The organism is Verrucosispora sp. WMMD703, from assembly GCF_049178935.1.
Taxonomy (GTDB): Bacteria; Actinomycetota; Actinomycetes; order Mycobacteriales; family Micromonosporaceae; genus Micromonospora; species Micromonospora sediminimaris.
Window position 1 is genome coordinate 3,955,556 of sequence record NZ_JBMHMM010000004.1, and the last position, 26,777, is coordinate 3,982,332.

General features: G+C 70.6%; 18 protein-coding genes. 9 read left to right on the plus strand and 9 right to left on the minus strand.

All coding sequences use genetic code 11. The features are described from left to right. Nucleotides 1-46: 46 nt before the first annotated feature. From ACN26Z_RS18660 to ACN26Z_RS18690, 7 genes are all read right to left on the minus strand, one after another. Nucleotides 47-1,150, minus strand: a complete 1,104-nt coding sequence (locus ACN26Z_RS18660; RefSeq protein WP_421462591.1) for a Gfo/Idh/MocA family oxidoreductase — start codon at nt 1,148-1,150, stop codon at nt 47-49. 20 nt (nt 1,151-1,170) lie between these two features. Beyond that, entirely contained in the window at nt 1,171-5,484 is a 4,314-nt protein-coding gene (locus tag ACN26Z_RS18665) for an amino acid adenylation domain-containing protein (RefSeq protein ID WP_421462592.1), read from the minus strand. Continuing rightward, nucleotides 5,481-10,034 carry an amino acid adenylation domain-containing protein gene (locus tag ACN26Z_RS18670; RefSeq protein ID WP_421462593.1) on the minus strand — a complete coding sequence of 1,518 codons (4,554 nt, stop codon included), beginning with the start codon at nt 10,032-10,034 and terminating at the stop codon, nt 5,481-5,483. Before ACN26Z_RS18670 ends, ACN26Z_RS18665 begins: the two co-directional genes overlap by 4 nt. A gap of 220 nt (nt 10,035-10,254) precedes the next feature. Then, a complete protein-coding gene (locus tag ACN26Z_RS18675) occupies nt 10,255-11,118 on the minus strand; it encodes an alpha/beta hydrolase (protein ID WP_421462594.1) in 864 nt (287 codons plus the stop codon). 106 nt (nt 11,119-11,224) lie between these two features. Then, nucleotides 11,225-12,832: a tryptophan halogenase family protein gene (locus ACN26Z_RS18680; protein WP_421462595.1), complete on the minus strand. Its 1,608-nt coding sequence runs from the start codon at nt 12,830-12,832 to the stop codon at nt 11,225-11,227. 56 nt (nt 12,833-12,888) lie between these two features. After that, complete coding sequence (locus ACN26Z_RS18685) at nt 12,889-13,617, minus strand: tryptophan 2,3-dioxygenase family protein (RefSeq protein WP_093406808.1); 729 nt, start codon at nt 13,615-13,617, stop codon at nt 12,889-12,891. A 41-nt stretch (nt 13,618-13,658) separates the two neighbouring features. Beyond that, a complete protein-coding gene (locus ACN26Z_RS18690) occupies nt 13,659-15,284 on the minus strand; it encodes a (2,3-dihydroxybenzoyl)adenylate synthase (RefSeq protein ID WP_421462596.1) in 1,626 nt (541 codons plus the stop codon). Nucleotides 15,285-15,407: 123 nt separating this feature from the next. On the opposite strand from ACN26Z_RS18690, the gene ACN26Z_RS18695 reads away from it, so the two are divergent. From ACN26Z_RS18695 to ACN26Z_RS18715, 5 genes are all read left to right on the plus strand, one after another. Next, nucleotides 15,408-16,175 (plus strand): thioesterase II family protein, encoded by a 768-nt coding sequence (locus ACN26Z_RS18695; protein WP_170863491.1) that lies wholly within the window; start codon nt 15,408-15,410, stop codon nt 16,173-16,175. Further along, complete coding sequence (locus ACN26Z_RS18700; protein WP_093406816.1) at nt 16,172-16,918, plus strand: SDR family NAD(P)-dependent oxidoreductase; 747 nt, start codon at nt 16,172-16,174, stop codon at nt 16,916-16,918. Before ACN26Z_RS18695 ends, ACN26Z_RS18700 begins: the two co-directional genes overlap by 4 nt. 49 nt (nt 16,919-16,967) lie before the next feature. Beyond that, entirely contained in the window at nt 16,968-18,224 is a 1,257-nt protein-coding gene (locus ACN26Z_RS18705; RefSeq protein WP_232511315.1) for a pyridoxal phosphate-dependent aminotransferase, read from the plus strand. Nucleotides 18,225-18,315: 91 nt separating this feature from the next. Continuing rightward, a complete protein-coding gene (locus ACN26Z_RS18710; RefSeq protein WP_093406821.1) occupies nt 18,316-18,885 on the plus strand; it encodes a flavin reductase family protein in 570 nt (189 codons plus the stop codon). A gap of 20 nt (nt 18,886-18,905) precedes the next feature. Then, nucleotides 18,906-19,439, plus strand: a complete 534-nt coding sequence (locus ACN26Z_RS18715; protein ID WP_093406823.1) for a winged helix-turn-helix transcriptional regulator — start codon at nt 18,906-18,908, stop codon at nt 19,437-19,439. Between the two features lie 11 nt (nt 19,440-19,450). Here the strand turns inward: ACN26Z_RS18715 and ACN26Z_RS18720 are convergent, their stop codons facing one another. Both ACN26Z_RS18720 and ACN26Z_RS18725 read right to left on the minus strand, forming a co-directional pair. Beyond that, complete coding sequence (locus tag ACN26Z_RS18720) at nt 19,451-21,415, minus strand: multicopper oxidase family protein (protein WP_421462597.1); 1,965 nt, start codon at nt 21,413-21,415, stop codon at nt 19,451-19,453. Continuing rightward, nucleotides 21,412-21,831, minus strand: a complete 420-nt coding sequence (locus tag ACN26Z_RS18725) for a DUF6220 domain-containing protein (protein ID WP_093407140.1) — start codon at nt 21,829-21,831, stop codon at nt 21,412-21,414. Before ACN26Z_RS18725 ends, ACN26Z_RS18720 begins: the two co-directional genes overlap by 4 nt. A 152-nt stretch (nt 21,832-21,983) precedes the next feature. Between ACN26Z_RS18725 and ACN26Z_RS18730 the strand changes: the two genes are divergently transcribed. The 4 genes from ACN26Z_RS18730 to ACN26Z_RS18745 all read left to right on the plus strand — a co-directional run bounded on the left by ACN26Z_RS18730 (nt 21,984) and on the right by ACN26Z_RS18745 (nt 26,761). Next, nucleotides 21,984-23,219 carry a sensor histidine kinase gene (locus ACN26Z_RS18730; protein ID WP_421462598.1) on the plus strand — a complete coding sequence of 412 codons (1,236 nt, stop codon included), beginning with the start codon at nt 21,984-21,986 and terminating at the stop codon, nt 23,217-23,219. A 5-nt stretch (nt 23,220-23,224) separates the two neighbouring features. Next, complete coding sequence (locus ACN26Z_RS18735; RefSeq protein WP_198413205.1) at nt 23,225-23,896, plus strand: response regulator; 672 nt, start codon at nt 23,225-23,227, stop codon at nt 23,894-23,896. A 76-nt stretch (nt 23,897-23,972) separates the two neighbouring features. Continuing rightward, complete coding sequence (locus ACN26Z_RS18740) at nt 23,973-25,187, plus strand: cytochrome P450 (RefSeq protein WP_421462599.1); 1,215 nt, start codon at nt 23,973-23,975, stop codon at nt 25,185-25,187. Then, nucleotides 25,184-26,761, plus strand: a complete 1,578-nt coding sequence (locus ACN26Z_RS18745; RefSeq protein WP_170863492.1) for a flavin-containing monooxygenase — start codon at nt 25,184-25,186, stop codon at nt 26,759-26,761. The genes ACN26Z_RS18740 and ACN26Z_RS18745 overlap by 4 nt, the downstream gene beginning before the upstream one ends. The last annotated feature ends 16 nt before the right edge of the window (nt 26,762-26,777 follow it).

The window sequence follows — 26,777 nt, forward strand, 5'->3', positions numbered from 1 at the left end:
TTCAAACACGTTCGAGAATTACTCTACCCCGAACCCATCCACCGAGCTACCGTGAACCGGCATGCCGCGAATGAACAGGTTGTGGCGCACCGCGGAGATCGGTGACCACCAGCGGGTCACCCGGATCCGGGGCAGCCACCTCGGGATAGCCGAGTGCCTCGGTCAGCTCCTTCCAGGCGGTCGCGACGGCCAGGTGTCGCTGGCCGCCCCGCAACGGGTCCACGCCCGCGTCGATCCGCTCGCGCAGGTCGTCGAGGGCGGTCAGCACACCGTCCCCCCACAGCTCACGCACCACGCCCGACCAGGTGGGTGTCTCTGCCGGGCCCACGTAGTCCGCGGTGGGTCCGAGCACGTCCGACCACCGCGTGTCGGTGGCCACCGCGCCCGTGAGGAAAACGCCCGCCGGATCCGCCGGGGTACGCAGCACCGGATTCCACAGCACCGGACCATGGGTGTTGGCCAGCATCAGGTTGCCGGCGTCGGTGCCGACGGTGACCCGGTGCAGCAGCAGACTCGTGCTGTCGTCGCCCGCCTGCAACCGATTCTCCACCCGCAGCGTCAGCGGTACCCCGGCGACCTGCCCGTCCACGCTGGTCAGCGGCCGGCCGGTCCGGCTGCCGACAGCCGCCAACGACCACGGCCGCAGCCCGTCGAAGACCTCGGCGAGGATGTCCAGCAGGTCGAAGCAGACCTGCACCGCACACACCGCGTCGACGAAGACCGGCTTGCGCAGCCGGACCAGCGTGCGGGCAGCGGTGATGAACTGCCGGACCGGCTGCACATGCGGGTAGAAGGTGTTGACCACGTACTGGGCTCCGGCGCGGCGCGCCGCCCGCAGGCAGTCCGCCAGCTCCGCCGGGTGCACCGGATGTTCCTGAAGAACGTGGATGCCCCGGTCGAGCAGTGCCTTGGCCAGCTCGACACCCGGCCCACCCCCGACCGCGGTCGACACCACGACGCAGGCGGCGTCGATGTCGCGGGGCAGGTGGGCGACCGAGGAGTACAGCGGGACGCCGTACTCCTTCGCCAACGCCACCGACCGGGTGCTGCCCCGAGCCAGGATGCCGGCGAGTTCGAACCGCTCCGGGGCGCGGGCAATTGCCGACAGGTAGACCTGGCCGAACCGCGTACCGCACACGACGACGCGCATCGGGCCCAACGCAGGGCCGCTCACCGGCGAGCCTCCAACGCCGCGAGCACCGTCGCCACCTGCGACGGCTGGAGACAACTGAAATGGTCACCAGGGACGTCGACGACCGCCAGTTCGCCGAGACAGACCTCCGGCCAGAAGCGGGTCGCCTCGGCGCCGGCCCCCGGCAGCAGATCCCCGACCACCGTGGGCCGCAGGAGAGTGACGTCTGCGGCGTAGGGCTCGGGTTCGTGCCGCGCCACCGCCCGGAGGGTCCGCACGAAAAGGATGTGGGCCGCCGCCACCCGCTCCGGGCCGCCCCACGCCGGGTCCCGGTCGGCGACAGCCTGATGCAGCTGGGCCTGCCTTTCGGCGGTTGGGCGCCGCCCGAGGGCGCAGAACCGCTCGGCGACCGCGGTCAACTGCTCGTCACCGGTCAGTCGTCCGAGCGCACCCGCCGGCACCACTCCCGGCGAGTCCGCCAGCACGGTCATGATCGCCCGGTCGACGACCGCCTCGTCGACGGCCCAGCCGAGGGTCGCCGGGTCGACGCCGGCCGCCCGCGCGAAGGCGTAGTCCTGTACGAGTTCGTCGTCCACCCGGTACGGAACGCGGTGTCCGGACAGGACCGTCAGTCGCACCGTCGTCCCGGCCTCGCTCAGCGCCCTGGCCAGTTCCAGGGCGATCGAGGCACCGAGGCAGTAGCCGATCAGCTCGACGTCGTCGAATCCGGCGGCCCGGATCTCACCCGCGTAGCGTACCGCCAGGTCCTCGACCAGGGTGGCGTCGTCGATCTCGCCGGTCGCGCCGCTGTCCGGCGCGACGAGGCCGAACACCGGCCCGCCCGCGCCGAGCCCGCCGGCCACCGCCCGCAGCGCCGTGAGGGTGCCCGTGCCATCGTGCACGAGCAGCCGCACCGGCCCCTGGGCCGCGCCGCCGAGCGGGACCAGTGACGACCGTCGCGCCGTGGCAGCCGCCACCGGCTCCGACGCCAACCGCGCCGCCAGGCCCGCGACCGTCGGCTCGTCGAGCAGGGCGCGCAGCAGTACGTCGAACGGCAACCGGGCGGCCTCGGGCAGCTGTTCCCGCAGTTGCCCGACGAACCGCGCCGCCAGCAACGAGTTGCCGCCCGCGTCGAAGAACCCCAGCTCCCGGCTCGGCGGCGGACCGCCGAGCACCTCACCCCACAACTGGGCGAGGTGCTGCTCGACGCCCGGACGTGGCGGTTCGGTCCGCCCGGCGGGCACGGCGGTCGGCGTGGGCGTCGACTCCAGCAGCCGCTTGCGGTCGACCTTCCCGTTCGCGGTCAACGGCAACGCCTCGACGACACGTACCCGCGCGGGAACCATGTACGCGGGCAGCCGCTCGGCCACCCACGCGACGACCTCGGCGGGCTCGACCGTGCCGGGCGGTCGCTGCGGCACCACGAACGCGACAAGCGCGCGTTCGAGCGTGTCGTCGCCGGACGCCAGGACCACGCAGGTGCTGACCGAGGGGTGCTCGCCGAGCACCGCCTCGATCTCGCCCAGCTCTATCCGGTGGCCACGGATCTTGACCTGCTGGTCGGCCCGGCCGAGGAACTCGATCTCTCCGTCGGGAAGGTACCGACCCAGGTCACCGGTGCGGTACAGCCGCTCCCCCGTCTCCGGGTGGCGGATGAAGCGCTCGGCGGTCCGCGCCGGGTCGTTGAGGTAGCCGTCCGCCAGGCCGACACCCGCGATGAACAGTTCACCGGCGACCAGATCGGGGCGGTCGCGCAGCGCGGAGTCGAGCACGTGGAAGCGTTGGTTCGCCAACGGCAGTCCGTACGGGATGCTGCGCCAGTGTGGATCGACCGTCCGGATGCGGTGGTAGTTCGACCAGATCGCCGCCTCCGTGGCCCCGCCCAGGCTGACCAGTTCGGCGTCGGGCACGTGCCGTGCGGCGTGTCCCGGCAGCGACAGCGGGATCCAGTCTCCGGACAACAGCGCCAGACGCAGGCTGGACAGGGCCGTGGGTTCCACGTCCAGGTAGTGCATCAGCATCTGCAACTGCGCGGGAACCGAGTTCCACAGCGTGACACCGTGGGCGGCCACCATCGCCGCCCAGTGTGACGGGTCGCCACGCCGCGCCGGGTCGGGCAGCACCAGCGCGGCGCCACGGGCGGGCGGGCCGAACAGGTCGTAGACGGACAGGTCGAAACTCAACGCGGCGAGCCCGAGAACCCGGTCGGAACCGGTGACGTCGAAGCGCTCGTTGATGTCGTGCACCGTGTTGGTGGCGGCCCGGTGGCTGATCATCACACCCTTGGGCGTCCCGGTCGAACCCGAGGTGTGCATGACGTAGGCCAGTCCGGTCTGCTCCGGCCCGGAGTCGGTCGGGATCTCCGACAGCGGCACCGGCGGCGCGCCGGTCACATCGACGCCGGCGACCTCGGCCGGCAGCGTACCGACCGACGCGCCCGCGACGACCGCGAACCGGGCGCCGCTGTCGACGAGGATGCGGTCCCGGCGCACAGCGGGCTGACCGATGTCCACGGGTACGTAGACGCCGCCGGCGAGGAGCACGCCGAGCACACCCACGACCTGCTCGCACGACTTGTCGATCAGGACGCCGACGAGGTCGCCGGGCCGGCATCCCGCGACGCGCAACCGTTCGGCGACCCCGGCCGCGCGGGCCAGCCAGTCACCGTAGGTCATCGACCCGGCGGCGTCGATGACCGCCACCCGGTCCGGATGCTCGCGCGCGTAGGCGACCAGCGGCTCGTGCAGCAGGCCAGCCGGCACGGGCGCGTCGGTCGCGTTCGCGGCGGTCCGGCGGGCTCGTTGCGGGCTCGGCAGCGGCTGCGGATCGACCGCAGCCCACGTGGTGTCGTCGGCGGCCAACTGGTGCAGCAGGTGCACGAACGCGGCGAACATCTCGTCCACCACGTGTTCGGGGAAGACTCCCTCCCGGACATCCCAGTTCATGTCGAGGCCACCGAACTGGTCGCCCACCTGGCAGTCGATCCACACCTGCGGGGTCTGGCTGACCCCGTACACCGGCCTCGGCTTGCGGCCGGCCACCGACGGTTCGCCGCCGCCGACCCCGATCGCGCCGGTGAACACCACCGGCAGCACCGCCGCGGCGTCGCGGCCGCGACGCCGGGCGAGCTCGCGCAGCACCTCCACGCCGCTGAACAGCCGGTGGTCGAGGTCGTCGAAGACCCGCTCGCCGAGGGCACGCGCCCGGTCTGCGAAGCTCGTACGCCCCGGGCGGTCCACGGCGAGCACGCTCAGCGAGGTGAAGTCGCCGAGCAGGTGGTCGACGTGCGGATGCAGCGGCATCCGGTTGAGTACCGGCAGCCCCACACAGAAGCGGTCGTTGCCGCTCCAGCGACCGATCGTCTCCGTGTAGGCGGCCAGCACGGCGTTTGCGGGGGTGATGCCGTGTCCGGCGGCGCGCGCCTTCAGTGACCGCCACACCCGGTCGTCGACGGTGGCCGCCAGGCGGCGGAACCGCGCCGGTGCGGTGACCGGGTCATGGTCGTCGCGCAGCGGGAGCGCCGGGGCACCGGGCAGTTCGTCGACGCGCGCCAGCCAGTACGCGCGGTCCCGGCTGTACCGGGAGGTGTCCCGCAGCCGACGTTCGGCGAGGACGTAGTCCCGGAAGGTGGCCTCCAGCGGAGGCAGGACGCAGTCCGGCTGCCGGTAACGGCGGTCGAGTTCGGCCAGCACACGTTGCAGGCTGAGCCAGTCCAACGCCATGAAGTCCACGGAAACGTGCAGCACGCTACGGTCGGCGGCCAGGGTGAGGCGCAGCTCGTACATCGGCCGCTCGCCGGTGGGGTGCACCCGGTGCGACAGCTCGTCGCGCACCCCGACGATCGTCTGTCGTACGGCGTCGGCCGGCACCCCGCGCAGGTCGGTCACCGTGAGGCCGGTGCGCGGTGGCGCGGGCAGCACCCGCTGGGAGCCGTCCTCCTGGATGACCGTCCGCAGGGCGTCGTGGCGGCGTACCAGGCCGTCCCACGCCTGCCGCATCCGCTCCGGGTCGATGTCCGCCGGGTACTCGAACTCCTGGTAGAGATGGCAGGAGACGCCGCCGTAGGCGAAGGCCGGGTTGCGTCCGAAGAGATAGGCCGACTGGATGTCGGTCAGCGGAAAGGGCTCGTCCCGCGCCTCCGGTTGGTCCCGCCACACCGGGTCGAGCTGCTCGGCGGCGTTGCCGGTGGTGTCGGACATGCTGGCCAGCAGCTCGGCCTTGCTCTGCCGCAGCCGGGTGAGCAGTTCGTCGGTCATGCTGCCGCGGGGAGCACGGAACCGCAGCTGCTGGCCCTCCCGCCAGACCCGGATGCCGGCGCTGGCGAACTCGTCGAGCAGGTCGCTGGCGTTCACACCGCACCCTCTTCGAAGTCCTCGGTGGTGTCCCAGCCGGCGGGGCTCGTGCCACCCGTCGCCTCGCGCAGCTCGTCGATGAGCGCGCTCAGGCCGGCGACCGTCGCGGCCCGCATGACGTCGCGCATGGGCAGCTCGACGCCCCACGCCCCCCGTACCTCGGCGACGAAGCGGGTGGCGAGCAGGCTGTCGCCGCCGAGCCGGAAGAAGTTCTCGTCGCGACCCACGGCGTCCAGACCGAGCAGCTTGGCCCAACGGTCGGCGACGAACGCCTCGGTGCCGCCCCTCGGCGGGGCGCCCACGTCGCGTGGACGGTCGACCGCCTGTTCGAGGACCACCTGGATCCGTCGCCGGTCGACCTTGCCGTTGGCGCTGAGCGGCAGCGCGGGCAGCACGGCGACGTGGGCGGGCACCATGTGCTCGGGCAGCCGCTCCTCGGCCCACCGGCGCAACCGGTCCGGGTCCACGCCGCCGGTGGTGGCGGCGGGCCGGTCCGCGGTCAGCAGGATCTCGCCGGTGGCCTCGGTGCGCAGTACCCGTACGTCACTCAGCCCCGCCGCGCTCAGGGCGCGCGTCCAACGCTCTGGGCCGTGGAGCCAGCCGGCCGGCCCGTCACCGTCGAACCGGCCGGCCCGCGCCTCGAGCGGCAGCGCGGTCACCAGGGCCAGCGGCGTCGGGTGGGCGCGTTCGAGCAGGTACAGCCGGCCGCCGGCGGCGAGCAGGAGACCCATGGTCACCGCCGCCGTCTCCGGGTCGGACATCCGGTGCAGGACGTTGTTCGCCACGACGGCGTCGAAGGTGTGTACGTGTGGTGCGGCGATGGCGTCTGTACCCTGCACCGCGACCCGGACGCGGTGCCCGCGCTCACGCAGCGACGCCTCCGCCTTGGCCAGGGTCGGCCGGGCGGCCCCGAGCAGCGTGTACTCGGCCGCGTCTCCGGGCAGTGCCGCCAGCAGCCGAGCCGTGCCGCGGCCGCTGTCGGGCTGCCACTCGGCCACCACGCGCGGCGCCGTGCCGCCACGTCCCGTCAGGTCGTGCGCGATGGCGGCGAGACACTCGGCGGTGGCGGGCATCAGGTCGTTGAGCGCCTCCGGGGCCAGTACCGGGTCGTCCAGCAACGCGGTGGCCTCGGCGGCACCGGACAGGATGGCCGAGTAGAGCGGCGCGGCCCACTCCAGGGCGGTCGTGACCGGTGCGAGACGGGTGCCGATCGTGTTGTCCCGGATCCGCTTGACCCACCGCGCGTCCGTGACCTCGGCCCACCTCGGCCCAGGCGCGTACCCGTCGGGTGTGTCGGACAGGACGTCACGGTGCGCCAGATAGTCGAGCCAGACGTCCACCACCGGCCGTTGCACGGCGCAGACCGTGGACGGTGGGTCCGCCGGCTCGATCAGCGGCGCGACGACCTCGGCCAGCAGGACCTCGACCAGCTGATGTTCGAGCAGCAGCGGGTCTTCCTCGGCCGCGCCGATGACAGGTGGCAGGAATTCGTCGCCCGGTCGCCCGCTGCCGCGCTCGACGACCGGGAGACCGGAATCCGGCGCGGGCCCGCGCTCGACCACGGCGGCGACCACCTCGCGTCGGCCTTCGGTGACCACGACGGCGACGGCCTGAGCGACCTCGGGGTGCGCCTGAAGGCAGGACTCGATCTCGCCCAGCTCCACCCGGAAGCCGTTGATCTTCACCTGGTGGTCGAGGCGGCCCAGGAACTCCAGGTTGCCGTCGGGCCAGTACCGGCCCAGGTCACCGGTGCGGTACCAGCGCTCGCCATCCACCACCGGGAAGCGGGCCGCGCTCAACTCGGTGTCGCCCCGGTAGCCAAGCGCCACCCCGGCGCCGCCGATCCACAACTCGCCGGGCACCCAGTCGGGGCAGTCCCGTCCGCGGCTGTCCACCACGCGGAACTTCTGGTTCCGCAGCGGCGTGCCGTAGGGGATCGAGCGCCAGCCGGCCGGCACCTCGACGACCTCGAAGGAGTTCGACCAGATCGCCGCCTCCGTGGCACCACCGAGCGAGATGAAGCGGCACCGTCCGTCGGTCGCGCCGGCCAGTCTGCCGGGCAGGTCGAGCCCGATCCAGTCACCGGAGAGCAGAGCGAGGCGCAGCGTGTCCGGAAGGTGGGCGTCGTCAGCGGCGGTGAGCAACATGTCCAGCAGGGCGGGGACCGTGTTCCAGATGGTCACGCCGTGCCGGCGACACAACCCCAGCCACTCGGTGGCGTCGCGCCGGCCCGACTCGGGTACCAGCACCGCGGCGCCGCCCACCGCGAGCAGCCCGAAGATGTCCCACACCGAGAGGTCGAAGTCCAGCGCGGACACCGCCAGGACCCGGTCTGCCGGGCCAAGGTCGAACCGCTCGTTGATGTCCTCGACGGTGTTGACCGCCGCGCGGTGGGTGAGCTCGACTCCCTTGGGCAGGCCGGTCGAGCCCGACGTGAAGATCACGTACGCGGGGTCTTCGGGGTCGGCGGGCACCGGAGCGTCCAGCGGGTCGGCCCGCTCGGCGGCGTCGATGGTGAGGATCTCGGCAGCCACGTCGGCCGGGCCCAGCAGCCCGCTGCCGTCGAGGACGATCCGGGCACCGCTGAGTTCGAGGATGCGGGCCCGTCGCTCGGCGGGCTGGTCCACGCCGATCGGGACGTACGCCGCGCCGGCGGCGAGCACGCCGAGCACGGCCACGATCTGCGGTACGCCCTTGGGCGCCAGGACGGCCACGTACGACCCGCGGCCCACTCCGCGCCGGGCCAACGCCCCGGCGACGCGCAGGGCACGCGCGGCGAGTTCGTCGTGCGCCAGCGCCCCCTGCTCCCCCCACAGCAGCGCGGGCCGCCCGGCCCGGTCACCCGCCTCGGCGAAGAACCGCGTGTGCAGGAGGTTCTCGGTCATCGCCCGGGTCGACGAGTTGACCGCCGCGCGCGTGCGCCGCGATGCCGCCGGCAGAGCGATCTCCGGCAGCGCGCCCGTCCAGGCACCTGCGGCCAGCGCACGGACCAGCGTCTCGTACGCCGACATCATCTCGTCCAGCATGCCCTCGGGAAAGAGCGACTCGACGGCGTCCCACACCAGGCGTACGGTGCCGTCGCTGGTGCGGTAGATCTGGTGGTCGAGCCAGATCTGCGGAGTCTGGGAGATCATCCATGTCGGTTCGCCGAACCGGGCGGCGAACTCCTCGGGGATCAGCGGCGCGGACAGGTCCACGGAGAACACCACGGGCGCCGTGCGGGGCGACTCCGGGTCAGCGCGGGTGAACTCGCGCAGCACATCGACGCCGGTGTACGCGGCGTGCCCGATGTCCTCGTGCATCTGCTTCTGGAGGGTGCGCGCGCGGTCGGCGAAACTGTCGCCGGAGAGGTCGACCTCCAGCAGCACCAGGCCGGAGAAGTCGCCCACCAGCCGGGGCATCTCGGGATGCACGTCGAGGTCACGGTCGAACAGCGGAAGACTGAGCAGGAAGTGCTCGTCCCCACTCCAGCGGCTCAGGACCGTGGCGTACGCGGTGGCCAGCACCGCCGCGGGGGTCAGTCCCGCCTCGCCGGCCCGGCGCTCGAACTCCTGCCACTGGTCCACGGTGAGGTCGAAGAACCGACGGGCGAAGCGCTGCACGGTGACCGCGTCCGGATCGACCGCGAGGGGCAGCTTCGGCCCGCCGGGCAGCGCCGGCAGCCGCCGCTGCCAGTACGGGCGGGCGCGATCCCGTTCGGTGGACCGGTTGCCGGCCTGCTCGGCGAGGTACCGGCCGAAGGTGTAGCCGACCTCGCCGAGGGCCTCCGGGTCGTCGTAGAGGACGACCAGCTCCGACAGGATCACCCGGAAACTGGCCAGGTCCACGGCCAGCAGATCCACGTTGAAGTGCAGCCGGTCCACCCCGTCGGGTAGCCGGGTGAGCTGCACGTCGATCACCTCACCGCGGCCGACCTCCAGGATGCGGTGCGAGAGACGGTCGCGCAGATCCAGCGCCGCGGCCGCCGCGTCACCGGCGGGACGGTCGCGGAAGTCGTGCACGGTCAGGCCGGGCCACACCGGCTCGGGCAGGATCTGCTGGGTCGCATCGTCGGCGAACCGTGCCCGCAGCATCGGATGGCGGGCCAGCAACGCCCGGACCGCCCGTTCGAGGCGCCGCGCGTCCACTCCGGTCGACTCGAACTCGAGGTAGTTGTGGCAACCGACGCCGCCGAGCGCATGGTCACCCGAGCGGCCGAACAGGTACGCCTGCTGCACCGGGGTCAGCGGGAAGGCCCGGTCCGGGTCGTGGCGGGTGACGTCGGCGGGTCGCGGGGGCGCTGCCGACTCGGTCGCGGTCACGGTGGGACCGACCAGGCCGACCCAGGCCGACAGCCGCGGGTCCGTGGCCAGCTGGGTGAACGTGACCTCGGCACCGGCGCCGTTGAGTCGGCTGGTCAGTCGCATCAGGTGCAGCGACTGCAGGCCCAGTTCGAACAGGTTGCTGTCATCGTCCGCCGTGGTCAGTTCCATGCCGAGCAGTTCGGACACCGCAGCGCGCAGGGCGTCCCGATCCGTCCCGGTGCCGCAGTCGGTGTTTTCCGCCACCATTCTCAAGCTCCCTTGCGCGCTATCGACTCCGCTGCGGAATGTTCGGTTCGAAAGTGTCGACGGACGGGATGTGAGATTGATGTCAGGCGAACCGGCGACATCAGCGCCGACACCCGGCCCCGACCCTAACAGCAGCCCGCAGCACCGAGCAATCTGTTGCCACCCGGCGGGTGGCCGTGAATATCGTGGTCTCCGTCATGAGAAATGCACACCGGATCGACTACCGGTCCGCGCCGATCAGCTCGGTAAGCGAGTCACCCAGCATTGTGCCGCGGACGCCGAGATCGAAAGCCAGGTCGAAGTGGTTCCGCGACGCCACGACGAGGTCGACCACCTGACCGCCGCCGGCCCGGACGGCGTCGACGAACTCCGCCTGCTGCCTGCCGAACTCGTCGGTCTCGTTCTCCCCCCTCGCGACGACCAGCGGCGGCAGCGGCGCCGGCAGTCGATGGATCGGGCTGTAGGCGTGGGCCGTCTCCGGGTCCAGCCCCAACGCCTCGTTCACGTATGTCCGACGGACCGGCTCCAGGTCGTAGACGCCGCTGAGCAGGACCGCACCCGCCACCGTCCGATCGGGACGGTCTTCGTACCGTAGCCAGCCGGGCCCGTCGAGCAGCGACATGGCGGCCAGGTGCGCCCCGGCGGAGCACCCGCTCAGGTAGATCGATCCGGGGCTCGACGGCAACTGGTCGGCGTTTCGGCAGATCCAGCGGACTCCCTCGGCGACCATGTCGACGATCTCCGGAAGCCGGTACGCGGGCGCCAGGCCGTAGCCCAACGCCGCGACGGAGATTCCTCGCGGCACCAGGTCCAGCGCCATGAAGGCCGATTCGAGTCGGCTCAGCTCCTGCCAGTAACCACCATGGATGAACACCAGCAGCGGACCGCCCGGTCCGGCCGCCGGGAAATAGTCGAACAATTGCTCTTGTCGCGGCCCGTAACGCACACCGGAACGCACTTCGAGTCGGTTCCGGGCCAACGCGCTGCGTTCGGCGTACTCACGCAGGAAGACATTGATGTCCGCGACACAGGAACTCGGCGAGTACTGAATGTCCAGGGTTCGTTGGTCGTAGGTCAGATACACGTCTTCTTCGCTTCCGGGCCGAAACGGTCGCTGCTGAACCTTCACCACCTTCCCCCGCGGTCGACCGACCGCAGGGGAAGGTGTGCGTACGACGCGGTCGGAAGGTTCACTGGCTGGCGCGCATGGCGGCGAAGTACTCGTTCTGGGTGGGCAACTCCTGGACCAGTTTCTCGGCCTTCACCCGGATGCGCTCGAACTCCGCCAGGGCCGCCCGCTCGTCGGCCAGCTCGACGGCCGGCGAGTGCCGCACGTCGATTCCGCCCGTGCCCAGCAGGATGCAGTTGTACGAGTAGGGCGGCAGACCGTGGTAGTACGGGTAGATCGACTCCGAGTCCGGCACCTTGTGCTGCCAGATCTCGATCCGCTCCGCGAGCGCGTCGGGGATCACCCGGGTCTTGGTGTCCTTCCAGTACTGGTTGTCCACCCGCTTCGCCCCCCGGTAGTGCAGGCAGAGGAACTCCCGCACGCCGTCCATGACGTGGGTGATGGACCTGTTGTACTGCTCGCGCAGCAGGTCGTCGCCGAGCCCGGACGGGAAGTACTTGACCATCTGTTCGATGGCGTGGTGGATGAAGAAGATGCCGGTCGACTCCAGCGGCTCGACGAAGCCGCTGGACAGGCCGACCGCGACGCAGTTCTTCACCCACGACCGCTGGCTGCGTCCGATACGCATCCGGATGTGGTTCGCGGGCACGTCGGCCGCCTCGGGGCCGACGAACTCGCGCAGTACCCGCTCGGCCTCCTCCGGGGTCGCGTAGTCGCTGGCGTAGACGTACCCGGTGCCGATCCGGCTGATCAGCGGGATCGTCCAGATCCATCCGGCGTCCTGCGCGGTCGCGGTCGTGCACGGCCGCAGCGGCTTGCTCTCCATGTCCAGCGGCACCTGGAGAGCGACAGCGCTGTCGTTGGGCAGGGTGTCCTGGTAGGACACGAACGGTTCGCCGAGGGCCTTGTTCAGCAGCAGCGCCCGGAAGCCGGTGCAGTCGACGAACAGGTCGCCGGCGATCTCGCCGTGCTCGGCGGTACGCACGTGCGAGATGAACCCCTGATCGTCGAGCGCCACGTCGACGACGTTGTCGACGACGTGCTTGACCCCCCGCTGGGTGGAGTAGCCGGTCAGGAACTTCGCCAACAGGTGCGCCTCGAAGTGGTACGCGTAGGGGATCTGCGCGCCCTGGTACTCCGCGATCGTCGACCGGGCCGACGTCTCGTCGCGGGTCTGCTCGACGAAGCCCTGGTCCACCAGGCTGCCGTCGAGATACCGGGGCGAACGCTCGGCATCACACAGCGACGCCATGACGAAGCAGTCCTTGTCGAACCGCGAGGTCGTCGGGTAGCGCAGCCACCAGTCACTGAGGGGGAACCCGTCGACCGAGGCCATCTGCTCGAACGGGTGGTAGAAGTGATGGCCCGGCTCGCGCCAGTTCTCGAACCGGACGGCCAGCTTGTACGTGGCGTTACAGGCGGGCATCCACTCGGACTCCTCCAACCGCAGGAACTCGAAGAAGTGCCGGATGTCGCTGAAGGTGGCCTCGCCGACCCCGATCGTGCCGACGGTGGCCGACTCGACCACCGTCACGTCGATCCGGTCACCGAAGGCTGCCGCCAGGTACGACGCCGTCATCCAGCCGGCCGTACCGCCACCGACGATGACGACTCGCTGTGTCCTGCCGGGGTCGCGCGTGCTCTTGGCGGCGGCACCACTGACAGTCATTGCGGTTCCTCCTTGTACCCGATAACCCGGGACTCGACGAATGTGTCTGCTTCGGCTCAGTTCTTCACGACTCCGCCGTTGAGCCCCGGCGCGAAGACCTCCGGGAACAACGTCCGCTCGGTCGACCGCCACAGGTAGGCGGCACCCGCTGATCCGGCCGTACCTCGGGCCGCGCCGAGAAACTGCTCGGCCAGCTGGGCGTGCCGCGCACGCCATGACCGCACCGCGTCGTCGAAGTCCGCCAGCGCGGCGCGGACCCGCTCGGCCGCCCTCAGGCCACCGTCGGTCCGGACGCGGTCGCGGTACTCGACGAAGGCGCGCGACAGGGACTGTTCCTCGGACCGGGCGACGAGCCGGGCCCGCTCCCCCGGGGTGAACCCGGGTGTGTTGAGAAATCGCGGATCCCGGGCCCCGCAGAGGAACTCGATCTCCCGATACTGTGCGGACTGGAAGCCGCTCGACGAGCCGAGGGTCGCTCGGATCTCGTCGAACGACTCGGGTGTCAACGTGCTCAGCACGTCGAAGTGTCCGCTGAGCACCCGCATCGCCGCCGGCAGTCGGTCGATGTGCGCGGCGGCGACGTCCGCCCGGTCGCGGGTCAGCGCGTCCCGGGCGGACTCGACGTGTCGCAGGATGACCGCGAACCACAACTCGCATGCCTGGTGGGCGGCGAAGAAGAGGGTGCGGTCCGGCTCGTCGCGTACGCAGGCGATGTCGAGCAGCTCGTCCAGTCTGAGGATCTCCCCGTACGCGCGGTCGCGCCGGGTGTCCGTCGGATTGGTCATCGGTGTGCAGGCCCTCCTCAGCAAGGTGCCGGGACGGTGGCTCAGCGGTGCTGAAGCTCCCGCCGCCCCGCGCGCAGGGCACCCTTGTCGATCTTGCCGACGGGCGTACGGGGCAGTTCCGGCACCACGACCAGTTCGTCGGGCAGCTTGTACGGCGCCAACCCACGGTCGCGGATGTGCTCCCGGATCGTGCGCAGCGACAGCGTCGTCGCCGCCGCCTCCGCCTCGGCGGTGAGCACCACGAACACGCAGATTCGTTCATCGATGGCGTCGTCGGGGATGCCGACGACCGCAGCGTCCCGCACCGACGGGTACGTCAGCACATGGCCCTCCACCTCCTCGGCGGAGACCTTCTCGCCAACGTGGTGGATGATGTCCTTGAGCCGGCCCTCGATGACGATGCGCCCGTCCTCGGTGAGCTTGGCCAGGTCACCGGTCCGGTAGAAGCCGTCGGTGGTGAACGCCCGGCGGTTGTGCTCCGGCGCGGCGAAGTAGCCACGGATCGTGTACGGGCCGCGGGTGAGCAACTCACCGGTCACCCCGGCCGGAAGCTCGCGATCCTCAGGGTCGACGATCTTGACCTCGTCGTCCGGACAGATGGGCGTGCCCTCGGTGGTGTAGACCACCTCCAGCGGATCGTCGAGGCGGGTGTGGGTGATCAGCCCCTCGCCGATGCCGTAGACGTTCATGATGCGGCACCGCAGGCCCGACCTGACGCGTTCGACCGCTGCTGGGCTGAACTTCGAACTGCCCACCTGAAGGGTCATGCCGCTCATGTCCACCGGCATGGTCTGTGCCGCCTCGGTCCACAGCAGGGCGAGTGCGGGCACCAACGCGGTGTGGGTGACGCCCTCCCGAGCGATCAACGGAAAGACATGGTCCGGGCTGGGGTTGGCAGCCAGGACGGCCTTGCCGCCGACGAGCAACGCGCCCAGTACGCCGGGACAGCCGAGCGCGGCGTTGTGCGGCACCGGGTTGGCCGCCAGGTAGACGCTGTCCGCGCCGAAACCGGTGACCTCGGCGCACGCGAAGATGTTGTAGGCGTAGTCGTCGTGGGTACGGGGAATCAACTTCGGCACGCCCGTGGTCCCGCCGGAGAGCAGCAACAGGGCGACCTCGGCAGCGTCGACAGGTGGCAGTTGCCTCGGCTCGGCGCTGGCCAGTTCGGCCAGCGAGGTGAACTCGGCGCTGTCGCCGGCGATCACGACGTGCCGCACGCTCGGCACCTCGGCGCGGACCTCGCGGGCCAGCTCACGGTGGTCGAACCCCTGGAACCGGTCCGGGCCCAGGTATGCCACAGCATTCGCGGCACGAGCCAGGTGAGTGATCTCGTCGCGGCGATGGCCGGGCAGGGCCAGCACCGGTATCGCGCCGATGCTGAACACCGCCAGCAGGACCGACAGGAATTCGTTGACGTTGGGCAGGTGCAGGACCAGGCGGTCACGACTGCCGATGCCAAGGTCGAGCAGCCCCGCGGCGATCCGGTCGGCCTCGTCCGCCAGCTCCGCGTAGGTGACGCGACGGGTGACGTCCACCGCGGCCACCTTGTCCGGATGGCGGCGGACGCTGTCGTCGAAGAGCTGCCGAAGGGAGAAACCCCGCCAGTAACCCGCCTGTCGATAGCGTTCGGCGACGTCAGGCGGCCAGGGCACGAACCCGTCCAGCATCTGTCTGTCCTCCTTTGGTGCGGCGCTAACAGATTCCGGTAGCAGCCCAGAGCCCGCGTCGCACCCGACAGAGCCTTGACAGATTGTCGGGATGGACGGGCCGACTCGGTGACGCTCGATGTCGTGAGCCGAACACGGAGATCCGACCGTCGGTGGGTACGGACGCTCACCGGCGTCGACGAGCCCACCACGCGGCTGGTCTGCTTCCCGCACTCCGGAGGCACGGCTGCCGTCTACCGCCCCTGGTCCCCGCTGGTGCCAGCCGGCGTGACCCTGCACGCCGTGCAGTACCCGGGCCACGCCGATCGGCTTGCCGAGGAACCCGCCGGCAGCATCGCCGAGATGGCCACGCAGGTGGCCGCGGAGCTGCTGCGGATGCCGCCCGCCCGATGTGCGCTGATCGGACACAGCCTGGGCGCGCTGGTCGCCTACGAGACAGCGCGGGTGCTGCGGGACAACGGCAGCCCCGTGCACCACTTGTTCGTCTCCGGCGCGGCCGGGCCGCGGCTGGCGGGCGGCGGCACCATTCACCAACTCGGTGACGAGGAGCTGTGGTCGGCGATCGTAAAGCTCGGCGGGATCGAGCCGGAGCTCGCCGACCAACCCGAACTACGCGACCTGCTGCTGCCAGTGCTCCGATCGGACATCACCCTGCACGAGACCTACCGGCCCGCGCCGGACGCCGACCCACTGGACTGCCCGGTCCGCAGCTACTACAACACGGAGGACCCGCTGGTCGACGCCGACCAGGTCGCCGCGTGGGCCGCGGTCAACGAGCGCGAGTTCAGCATGCGCGCCTGGCCCGGCGGCCACTTCCGGTTGCACACCCATCCGGAGGAGCTGGTCGCCGACGTGGTGGCGACCCTGCTGGGAAGCGGTGTGCGGCGGTGACCCTCGACGGCAGGTCGGTCGTCGTCACCGGCGCCGCCACCGGTATCGGTCTGGGCATCACCGAGTGCCTCGTGAAGTCGGGCGCGCACGTGACGATCGTCGGCCGTCGCGAGCAGCCGTTGCGGGACCTGGCGGAGCGGTACCCCGCCGCCGTGACTGTGGTGGCGGCGGACGTGTGCGCGCCGGGCACCGCCGACCGGGTCGTCACCGTCGCCGCGGAGACCTACGGTGGGCTCGACGCGGTGGTCAACAACGCCGGACTGGCCCGGTTCGGCCCGATCGACGCACTCGATACGGCGTACCTCGACGAGATGTTCGCGGTGAACGTCCGCGCGCCAGCCGACCTGATCCGGTGCGCGCTGCCGCTGTTGCGGGTCAGCAGAGGCAGCGTGGTAAACGTCTCCTCGGTCGGCGGCGTCCTGTCGATGCCGGGACGTGCCTACTACGGCGCGACCAAGGCGGCCCTCAACAGCCTCACCCGGTCCCTGGCCCGCGAACTCGCACCGGACGTACGCGTCAACGCCATCCTTCCCGGGCCGGTGGACACCCCGATGTGGACCGACACGGGGCTGGACGACACCGGCATCGAACGGCTGCGGACCGACCTGGTCGCATCGACCCCGATGGGACGTTTCGGCGACCGCGCGGAGATCGGCCAATGGGTCTGCACGCTGCTCGACCCGGCGCTGTCGGGCTGGGTGACCGGCGCGCTGATACCCGTCGACGGCGGTCGCACCGCATGAGACCCGCCCAGTCAGCACCAACCCTTCACTGAACAGAGGTGGTCAGAGCGTGAGCCCCGAGATCTCGTCCGCTGCCAGCTTCATCCCCTCCTCGTGTCTGCACACCATCTTCCGCGCCGCGCAGGAGTCCGAGCGGCGAACCGGCGCCGAGGTGGTGAAGCTGCACGTCGGGGACCCGTACTTCCATCCTGCGGGGAATGTCGCCGACGCGTTCGTCGACGCGGTGCGGCGCGGCGACACCAAGTACACCGGCCCCGATGGGCTGCCCGAGCTGCGCGAGGCGGTGGTCGAGAAATTGCGTACGGACAACTGTGTGGACACCGTGGTCGACCGGGTACTCGTCACACCGGGCTCCTGCGAGGGGCTCGCCGCCCTGTTCCAGACCCTCACCGAGCCCGGGGCCGAGATTCTCCTGCCAGAGCTGCACTGGCCGGTCCACCTGCAGCAGAGCCTGCTCGCCGGACTCCGGCCGGTGCTCTACCCGCTGGGGCCGGGTTTCCGACCCGAGGTCGAGCGGATCGCGGCCGCCGCCAGCCCCCGGACCAAGGTGTTGCTGATCAACTCGCCCGCCAACCCCACAGGTGTGGTGCTGGACCCCGGTGAGATCACCGCCCTGCTCGACCTGGCCCGCGCGCGGGGCTGGCACGTGGTCAGCGACGAAGCGTACGAGCACTTCTGCTACGAGCGCGAGCACCTCTCCGTCGCCTCGCTGGAACGCGACGTCCCGGTCGAGGAGCGCATCGTGCACAGCGTCTTCAGCTTCTCCAAGAGCTTCGCGATGACCGGCTACCGGCTGGGGTACGTCGCGTTGGCCAACGATCGTGCCGCCGACGTCATGCGGGTGGTCCAGGAGGCGAACATCATCGGCACCAACACCCCGGTGCAGCACGCCGGGGTGGCCGCGCTGGCCAGCCGGTCCGACGCCGCCGCCACCAACCGCAAGCTGGTGCAGCGTAACCGCGACGTGGCCCTGCCACCGCTGGTCAAGGCCGGACTGCTCAACGAGCTGCCGGCCGGCGGCTGGTACGCGATGCTGGACGTGGCCCGGACCGGACTGGACGCCGAGACGTTCGCCCTGCGACTGCTGGAGCGCAAGGGCGTCGCCGTGGTCGCCGGCAACGGGTTCGCCATGCGTCCCCAGCTCGACGACCAGGGCCACATCCGCGCCCACGACTACGCCCCCTGGGCACGGCACCTGGTCCGCGTGGCGTTCTGCGTCGATCCCGGGTGGCTGGAGACCGGGGTACGCAAGATCCTGGAGTTTGTCGACGAGTGCGGCGACGACGGTCACCACTCCGCCGAATGAGCCGGTGCCCTGCCGTCGGGCCAGCACCTGGCCGGCAGGTACGGCAGTCCGGAAGACTCCCTGTGCGTTCGAGCGAGGAGGTGGGCACGCCATGCCGGAGCCCGTGACAGGCACCGTCGCGCAGCCACTGGTCGACCCGGCGCAGTTCCGTTCCCTCATGGCCACGCACCCCGCCGGGGTCGCCGTCGTGACGACCACGGCGACGGACGGTGCGCCATGGGGTATGACCTGTTCGTCGGTGTGCAGTGTCGCGCTCCAGCCGCCGACCCTGCTGGTGTGTCTACGCGCCGCGAGCCCGACGCTGGCGGCACTGCTCGACGTGTCAGCCTTCGCGGTCAATCTGCTGCGCGACCACGCCGAGCCGGTCGCGCAGCTGTTCGCCTCCGGCGCCCCGGACCGGTTCGAGAAAGTCTCGTGGATCCCGGATCCGGAGTCCGGGATGCCCCACCTGATCGACGACGCCCACACGGCCGCGGACTGCCGGGTCAGCAATGCCCTGCCCGTCGGGGACCACGTCGTGGTCTTCGGGACGGTACTGCGGGTACGCACCCACGCGGTCGCCCCGGTCAGCCCGCTGCTGTACGGCATGCGGCGGTACTGGTCGCTGGCCGTCACCCCGGACCCCGAACGTGGCGGGCCCGACCTCGACGGCCGACGGTGAACGAGTCCTCTGGAGTTGAGATGAGCAGTGTCCACACCGGCGCCCCGCCCGGCGCACCCCGTCCGACCGGCCCGAGGGCCCGGATCCCCGACTGCCCGCTGGGACGCACGGTGGAGGCCGTGGGCGCCTGGTGGACGTTGGAGATCCTGCACGAGATGTTCAACGGCCACACGCGGTTCGGGACCATCCGCCACAACCTCGGGACCCCCGACGAGCTGCTGCTGGAGCGTCTTGGTGACCTGCGGACCAGGGGCCTGATCGAGCAGGTGGCCGATGCTGCGGACCTGGAGGTCCGGGAGTACCGGCTGACCCCCTTCGGTAGGACGCTTCGTCCGCTGCTGCTGGTCATCGCGGCGTGGGGCAACCATCGGCTCGTCCCCCAGGAACGCAGCGTCATCCTGGTCGACACGGAGACCGGTGTGGAGGTGGAGCCGGTCGTGGTGGACCGGCGGACGGGCCGGCGGATCGACGACGAGAACGTGGTGTTCGCCTGTGGCCCGAAGGCGAGCGAGATGGTCACGGCGCGGTACCCGAAGATCATGCTGACCGCCTGAGGTTGTCGTCGTCAGGAAGGGTGGCGGTGTCCCGCCGCGTGTGCGCCGTGGAACGGCGTGCTGACGCCGTCGTACCGCAGGCGGAGCATCATGCCCTGGTCGGCGTGCGGCAGATTGTGGCAGTGGTTCATCCAGATGCCCCGGTTGGTCGCCTGGAACACGACCTCCCACACCTCGCCGGGGCGGACGTCGAACGTGTCCATCCAGAGCGGGCTGCCCGAGGACTGCTGGCCGTCGCGGGACAGGATCAGCACCGGATGGCCGTGCAGGTGCCAGGGATGGGTCTCCAGACTCCGGTTGACCACGGTGAACCGGACGATGTCGCCCTCGGTGACCAACTGGTCGGGGATCGACGGATGGCCGAGCCCGTTGACGGTCTGCGCGAACGCGGGTCGTCCGTCGACCATGGCCAGCCCACGGTCGAGCACGAGGGTGAAATGCCGGTCCGCGGGCGCGGTTCGCAACGGCACGGGGGTCGAGGTCCCGTAGGTGAGCAGGTCCAGTTCCGGCCATCCGGCGGTGTCCTCACCGGCCGCCGCACCGTCCGACGCGCCCGGCTGGGGCCGTAGCCACACCGCGGCCACGCCGTCGACGAAGAGCGCGACGGGGGTCTCCGGCATGGCGAACACCAGGTCACGCCGCCCACCCGCAGCGACCCGCAGCGCGGTCCGGCTCGTCTCACCGGGCCCGTGCAGGTCCCGGCCGTCGACCGCGACCACCCGAAACGGGGTGCCCGCCAGCGCGAAGCGACGCGGGTCGGAGTCGGTGTTGATCAGACGCAGCCGGACCGTCGCGCCGGCCGCCGCGACATGCTCGACGCCCGCGACCGCCGCGCCGCCGCTGAAGGTGTGCACGGGGACGACCACGTCGAGATCCGCGGGGTCGGGATCCGTGCGGGGGGCAACGACGAGCACGCCGTAGAGGCCGCGCCGCACGCCGACGTGGGACGCGTAGTGGGTGTGGTACCAGTACGTCCCGACCTGGTCGGCGCGGAACCGGTAGACGAAGGCGGTGCCAGGCGCCACCGCCGGTTGGCTGAGGCCCGGCACCCCGTCCTCCCCGCACGGCACGTCGTAGCCGTGCCAGTGCAGGGTCACGCCCCCGTCGATGTCCTGGTTGGCCAGGCGCACTTCGAGCAGGTCGCCCTGGGTGGCGCTGAGCTGCGGACCGGGCACCGCACCGTCGAAGGTCCAGGCATCGATGTCCTTCCCGGACGGCAGGCGCACGGCGGCCTTGCGGGCGGTCACCCCGTACGCGCGTCGAACGCCACCCGGCGCGGGAGTGTCCGGCCCACGCAGGTCGGCCACCGACACCAGCGATCCCCTGCTCGGGCCGGGACCACCGCCGAGGGTGTGCGCCGCCCCGGAGGTAAGCACCGACAGGCCCGCGCCGGTACCGGTCGCGCCGACAGCGACCACGCCGCCGGCCACGCCGAGGAAACCACGACGGGACAGGCCCATCCCGGCGTTCGAGACCGCCTCCCCCACGACCTCCGCGCCGGGTGCCGGGAGCGACCGCGCGGTCAGCAGTACGGCCGCCACCACGAGACCGACCGTGATCAGCGCCGTCGGCAGGGTCAGCGGGTACCCCACGAGGTAGGTGGTCACGAAGCTGGCCACCGCTGCGTACCCGGCGGCGAACAGCGCGACGACACCCGCCTTCTCGCCACCGGATCGCCGGGGCATTCCGGCGATCCGCGCGAGCAGCATCGGTCCGGCGGTCACCGCGGCGGCCAGGGCGGTGACCCCGAGCAGCGGCATCCCCAGCAGGACCTTCTCCTGGACGAACCACCAGCCCCGTCCGGCCAGCACCGCCACCGACACAGCCTTGGCCAGGGTGAGCAGCAGGGCCGCGCCGAGCAGCACCAGGCCGGCTCGGGCGCGGCCCCGTACCGCGGTCACACCGGCGGCGAGCCAGGCGGCGGCGCCGAGCAGCGCCCAGGCGTGATCGAAGACGGTCAGCGCCGCCGTGGTCATGACCGGGTCGCGTGGCTGAGCTCGGTGCGCGGCCAGGCGATCTGGCGAGCCTCACGCACCACCCAGATGGTGGCCCCGACGATGATCAGCCCGTTGACGGCGTGCACGCCGAAGATGAGGTGACCCGTCTCGGAGCCCTCGCCGAAGGACCTGGCGACCTCCCGGATCAGCGACTGGATGAGCACCAGCCCGGCCACCAGGGCCGTCCTGCCGATCACCCGGCCGGGCATCCGGGCGATCGCGGAGACAACCACCAGCACCACGGCGGAGAAGAGGATCAGGTAGCCGAGAAAGCGATGAGGGGAGAACGCCTCCTCGATCGGCGCGGAGTCGAATGCTCCGCTGGCGGCGAGATAGAACTGTGCGACCTCGGCGAGCAGCAACAGTGACGCCAGGCCCGCGAAGAGCTTCTTCATGGCACCGATCCTGGTGCCGGGACCACCGTCGCGCATGCCCCCAGGCGTGTCTCCGGCTACGCGAATTCGCGTAGCCGGAGACGGTCCGGATACGTCGCAGGGCGTAGTTGGCCACGCACCAGAGAGTGTGAGAGGTGCCGTAGGATCGCGTCATGACCCTGCGGGTGCTGCCGGAACGACTGCGGGCCTGGCTCGCCCGACGGCCTGCCTGGTTCGCGGACGTCCTGTTGGCACTGTTCATCACGGTGGTCCAGGTCCAGAGTGTCAGCGAGCACGGTGCCGTCCTTCCCGAGCCGATCGCCCGTCCCGCCTCGGATTTCGGGTACGCCGGATACGCCCTGGTGGTGTTGAGTGGTGTGGCCATCGTCGCCCGACGCCGGTGGCCGGTCGCCGTGTTCGCGCTCACCGGAGCGGCCAGCCTGGTCTACTTCGGTCTCGGGTTTCCCGACCGGATGGCCTGTCTCGGCCTGTTCGTCGCCCTGTACACCCTCGCCGCCTACGGCGACGGGCGTCGGTCGCTGCTGATCGCGGGCACCGGCACCGCGGTGCTGGCCGTCGGATGGTTGGTCGCCGGTGCGGATGTCCAGCCGAGTGAAGCCCTGGGCTGGGTGCTCTTCCGGATCGGAGCGTCGGTCATCAGCATCACGCTCGGCGAGTCCGTCCGGTCCCGCAGGGTCATCGCCGCCGACGCGCAGCGACGGGCCGAGCTGGTTGAGCGATCTCGTGAGGAGGAGACCCGGGCCCGGGTCGACGCCGAACGGTTGCGGATCGCCCGCGAGGTCCACGACACCGTCGCGCACGCCATCGCCATCATCAACGTGCAGGCCAGCGTCACGGCGCACGTGCTCGACAAGCGGCCGGCTCAGGCCCGTGACGCGTTGCGGGCCATCGAGCAGACGAGTTCCCGGGCACTGCACGAGATGCGCGCCGTGCTCGGCGTCCTACGCGAGGACGACGGGCGCGAACCGCACCCGGGTCTCGACCAGGTCGACGCGCTCGCCGGCAAGGCCCGCGAGGCCGGCTTGGAGGTCACCATCGAACAGAGCCCGGCCGTGGCACCGCTGCCGAGCGCGGTGGACAGCGCGGCCTACCGCATCGTCCAGGAATCGCTCACCAATGTGATCCGCCATGTCGGGCCGACCCGGGTGACAGTGACGATCGAGGCGACCTCCGACGCGCTACGCATCCGGGTGCTCGACGAGGGTGCCCGCGACCCGGTTCTGGTCGCGGTGGGTGCGGGCGGTCCACCGTCGGGCGGGCGTGGAATCGTGGGCATGCGGGAGCGCTGCCAACTGCTCGGTGGGGAACTGCACGCCACCGCACGTACCGGTGGCGGCTTCGAGGTCGTCGCCCGCCTGCCGCTCGCGCCGGTTGCGTCCCTCCCGTGACCAGCGTGTCCATCAAGGTGCTGCTCGCCGACGACGAGCGGCTGGTCCGCTCCGGTTTCCGGCTGCTACTCGACCTGGAGGACGACATCACAGTGGTGGGTGAGGCCACCAACGGCGCCGAGGCCGTCGAACTGGCTCGCGCCACCCGACCCGACGTCGTCCTGATGGACATCCGCATGCCGCGACTCGACGGCATCCGCGCCGCCGCGCAGATCGTCGAGATGCCCGGCATGGAGCAGGTCCGCATCCTCATCCTGACGACCTACGACACCGACGAGAATGTGTTCGAGGCCCTTCAGGCGGGGGCGAGTGGTTTCCTGCTCAAGGATGCCGGTCCTGCCGAGCTGCTGCACGCCATCCGGGTCATCGCCGCCGGCGACGCGCTGCTCGCCCCAAGGGTCACCCGCAGGCTCATCAGCCAGTTCACCGCGCAACGCAAGGCAGCGCAGGCGGGCGAGGACCGGCTTGCCGTGCTCACCGAACGCGAGCGTGAGGTGCTCACACTTGTCGCGCAGGGGCTGAGCAACGACGAGATCGGGGCCGCCCTGTTCCTCAGCCCGGCCACCGCGCGCACCCACGTCGGCCGCATCATGGGCAAGCTGGGTGCCCGGGACCGAGCGCAACTGGTGGCGATCGCGTACCAGACCGGTCTGGGCCAGTACACCGAGCAGCACTGATCCGGTCCCGTACCGAGCCGGAAAGGAACAGGCAAGAGTCCACACGGGAGCGTCATGTGCCTGCCACCATCGGGCCATGAGCGAGCCCGCCCTCGGCTTCCGGTCCCTGGACCTGGTCGACCCAGCCACCTTCGTCGACAACGACGTGCACGGGTTCTGGCGGGACGTACGGGCGGAGAATCCGGTCTACTGGCATCCGGCCACCGACAACAATCCGGGGTTCTGGGTGGTCTCCCGGTATGCCGACGTCCAAGCGCTCTACCACGACGCGGCGCTCAGTTCCGAACGCGGCAACGTCCTGGACGTCGTGCTGCGGGGCAACGACTCCGCAGGCGGAAGCATGCTCGCGGTCACCGACGGACCGTCACACCGGAAACTACGCAACCTGATGTTCAGCGCCTTCACGCCGCGGGCGCTCGCCGAGGTGGTGACAAACGTTCAGCTCCGCTCCACCGAACTCGTGTCGGCGGTCGTCGGCGCGGGCTGTTTCGACTTCGCCGCCGAGGTGGCCGAGCAGATCCCGATGAACACCATCTGCGATCTGCTGTCGGTGCCGAGCGCCGATCGCAGGGACCTGCTCCGGTGGAACAAGATGGCGCTGTCGTCGGACCGGGCCGACAGCAGTGACCTGGACGCGCTCAGCGCTCGCAACGAGATCCTGCTCTACTTCGTCGAGTTGGCCGAGGAGCGGCGGCGCAAGCCGGGCGACGACGTGATCAGCATGCTGGCGAGCGCCGAGGTGGACGGGGTGGCGCTGACCGTCGAGGAGATCGCGGTCAACTGCTACAGCCTGATCCTCGGCGGCGACGAGACGTCCCGGATCTCGGCAATCTGTGCCGTACTTGCCCTGATCGAGAACCCGGACCAGTGGGACGCCCTGCGCACCGGCGCGGTCGACGTCGACTCGGCCGTGGAGGAAGTGCTGCGCTGGGCGACCCCGGGGATGCACGTGGCGCGTACCGCGCGTACCGGTTTCGCGATCCACGGGCACCGGGTCGAGGCCGGCGACATCGTCACGCTGTGGAACATCTCGGCGAACAACGACGAGTCGGTCTTCCACCAGCCGCGACGGTTCACCCTGTCCAGGTCGCCAAACAAGCACCTTTCGTTCGGCCACGGCCCGCACTACTGCCTCGGCGCCTTCCTCGGCCGCGCGGAGCTGCGGGCACTGCTGACCGCCCTGACCGCCCAGGTGACCCGGATGGAGCTGTGCGGCAAGCCCCGCCCCATCTACTCAAACTTCGTATCCGGCTACGACACCCTGCCCGTCCGTTTCGAGATGTCGAGGTGACCGTGAAGAAAGCCGTCTGTGTCATCGGCGCGGGCCCGTCGGGTCTGATCGCGATGAAGGAACTGCTCGACGAGGGCCACACCGTGACCTGCTTCGATCACAACGCCGAACTCGGCGGTGTGTTCCGCGCCGGTGCGGGCACCGACGAGCCGGGTGCCTACGACTCGACGCTGCTGACCATCTCCAACTACATGATGGCGTTCTCCTGCTTCCCGCCGCCGGAGAAGCAGGAGCGACGGTTCTGGACGGCGGTCGAATACCGGCAGTACCTCCACGACTTCGCCGACGCCTTCGGCCTGCGTCCCCTCATCCGCCCCCGCACCGATGTGCTGAGCGTCGCGAGGAGCGACAGCGGCGAGGGCTACGTCGTCGAGACCGCGCCCGTGGACGATCCCACCGCCCGGGTCAGTCACCAGTTCGACGCGGTGGTCGTGTCCAGCGGCACCCACCGGGTTCCCAACAAGGTCAACCTGCCGGGGCAGGAGGACTTCGCGGGCGTGGTCACCCACTCGGCCTTCTACCGCAATGCCGAACCGTTCCGCGGAAAGCGGGTCCTCTGCGTGGGCATCGGCGAGACCGCAGCCGACGTCGTCAACGAGATCGCCCAGGTGGCGGCGAGCTGCACGCTGTCGATCCGCCGTTGGCAGTCCGTCGTCGCACGGTTTCCGGGTGACCGGCCACATCCGAACGACGCCTACACCTCGGAGATGCTGAACGCGCTACCGCTGTCGGCTGCCACCGCTGTCCACCGCATCGGCACGCTGATGGGCAAGCGGTTCGGCAAGACCGCCGCAAGCCGGGCGATAGCGGCGTGGAACTCGAACAACAAGAGCTTCTTCAACCACTTCCTGACCAAGAACGATGCGTTCATCCATCGGATCGTCGATGGCACCCTGACGGTCAACGCCTCCGGCATCGAGCGGCTCGGTGCGGATTACGTCCTGTTCAAGGACGGCCGGCGGGAGACGATCGACACGATCATGCTGAACACCGGGTACACCGAGGACTTCACCCTCCTCAAGGACGTGCACATCACCGACGTACGCCAGATGTACAAGCACATGATCCACCCGGAGCTCGGTACGGGCGTGGTCTTCATCGGATGGGCGCGGCCCGCCGCGGGCGGGGTCCCGGCCTGCTCGGAGATGCAGGCCCGCTACTTCGCGCTGCTGTGCAGCGGCAAACGGACGCTGCCGCCGCCGGAGCAGCTAAACCAGCTGATCAAGCAGCAGGCGACGTACGAGGACGAGTTCTTCACCGGCAATCCCGAACTGCGCACGCTGGTGCACTACAACCGGTACATGATTGATTTTGCCAAAGTGATCGGGTGTTCGCCGTGGCGTCCCGAGGTCTTCCGCAACCCGCGGCTGGCATACCACCTGTGGTGCGGTTCGCAGGTGCCGCTCGTCTTCCGCCTGCACGGGCCGCACAGCGACCGCGCGACGGCACAGCGTCGGATTCTGGAGCTGCCGGTCGCCTTCAACCCCGCGGAGATCATTCTGGCCACCGCGCTCACCGGTGTCACCCGCGCGCTGGGCGCGGTGGGCCTGGCCAAACGCGACGGCGTCTACTGACCTGCCGCGCAGCTCG

Bases quoted from the DNA above. Each gene is read 5' to 3' on its own strand.
- ACN26Z_RS18660 (WP_421462591.1), bottom strand. From the start codon at position 1,150: ATGCGCGTCGTCGTGTGCGGTACGCGGTTCGGCCAGGTCTACCTGTCG.
- ACN26Z_RS18670 (WP_421462593.1), bottom strand. From the start codon at position 10,034: ATGGTGGCGGAAAACACCGACTGCGGCACCGGGACGGATCGGGACGCC.
- ACN26Z_RS18680 (WP_421462595.1), bottom strand. From the start codon at position 12,832: ATGACTGTCAGTGGTGCCGCCGCCAAGAGCACGCGCGACCCCGGCAGG.
- ACN26Z_RS18685 (WP_093406808.1), bottom strand. From the start codon at position 13,617: ATGACCAATCCGACGGACACCCGGCGCGACCGCGCGTACGGGGAGATC.
- ACN26Z_RS18690 (WP_421462596.1), bottom strand. From the start codon at position 15,284: ATGCTGGACGGGTTCGTGCCCTGGCCGCCTGACGTCGCCGAACGCTAT.
- ACN26Z_RS18710 (WP_093406821.1), top strand. From the start codon at position 18,316: ATGCCGGAGCCCGTGACAGGCACCGTCGCGCAGCCACTGGTCGACCCG.
- ACN26Z_RS18715 (WP_093406823.1), top strand. From the start codon at position 18,906: ATGAGCAGTGTCCACACCGGCGCCCCGCCCGGCGCACCCCGTCCGACC.
- ACN26Z_RS18720 (WP_421462597.1), bottom strand. From the start codon at position 21,415: ATGACCACGGCGGCGCTGACCGTCTTCGATCACGCCTGGGCGCTGCTC.
- ACN26Z_RS18725 (WP_093407140.1), bottom strand. From the start codon at position 21,831: ATGAAGAAGCTCTTCGCGGGCCTGGCGTCACTGTTGCTGCTCGCCGAG.
- ACN26Z_RS18730 (WP_421462598.1), top strand. From the start codon at position 21,984: ATGACCCTGCGGGTGCTGCCGGAACGACTGCGGGCCTGGCTCGCCCGA.
- ACN26Z_RS18740 (WP_421462599.1), top strand. From the start codon at position 23,973: ATGAGCGAGCCCGCCCTCGGCTTCCGGTCCCTGGACCTGGTCGACCCA.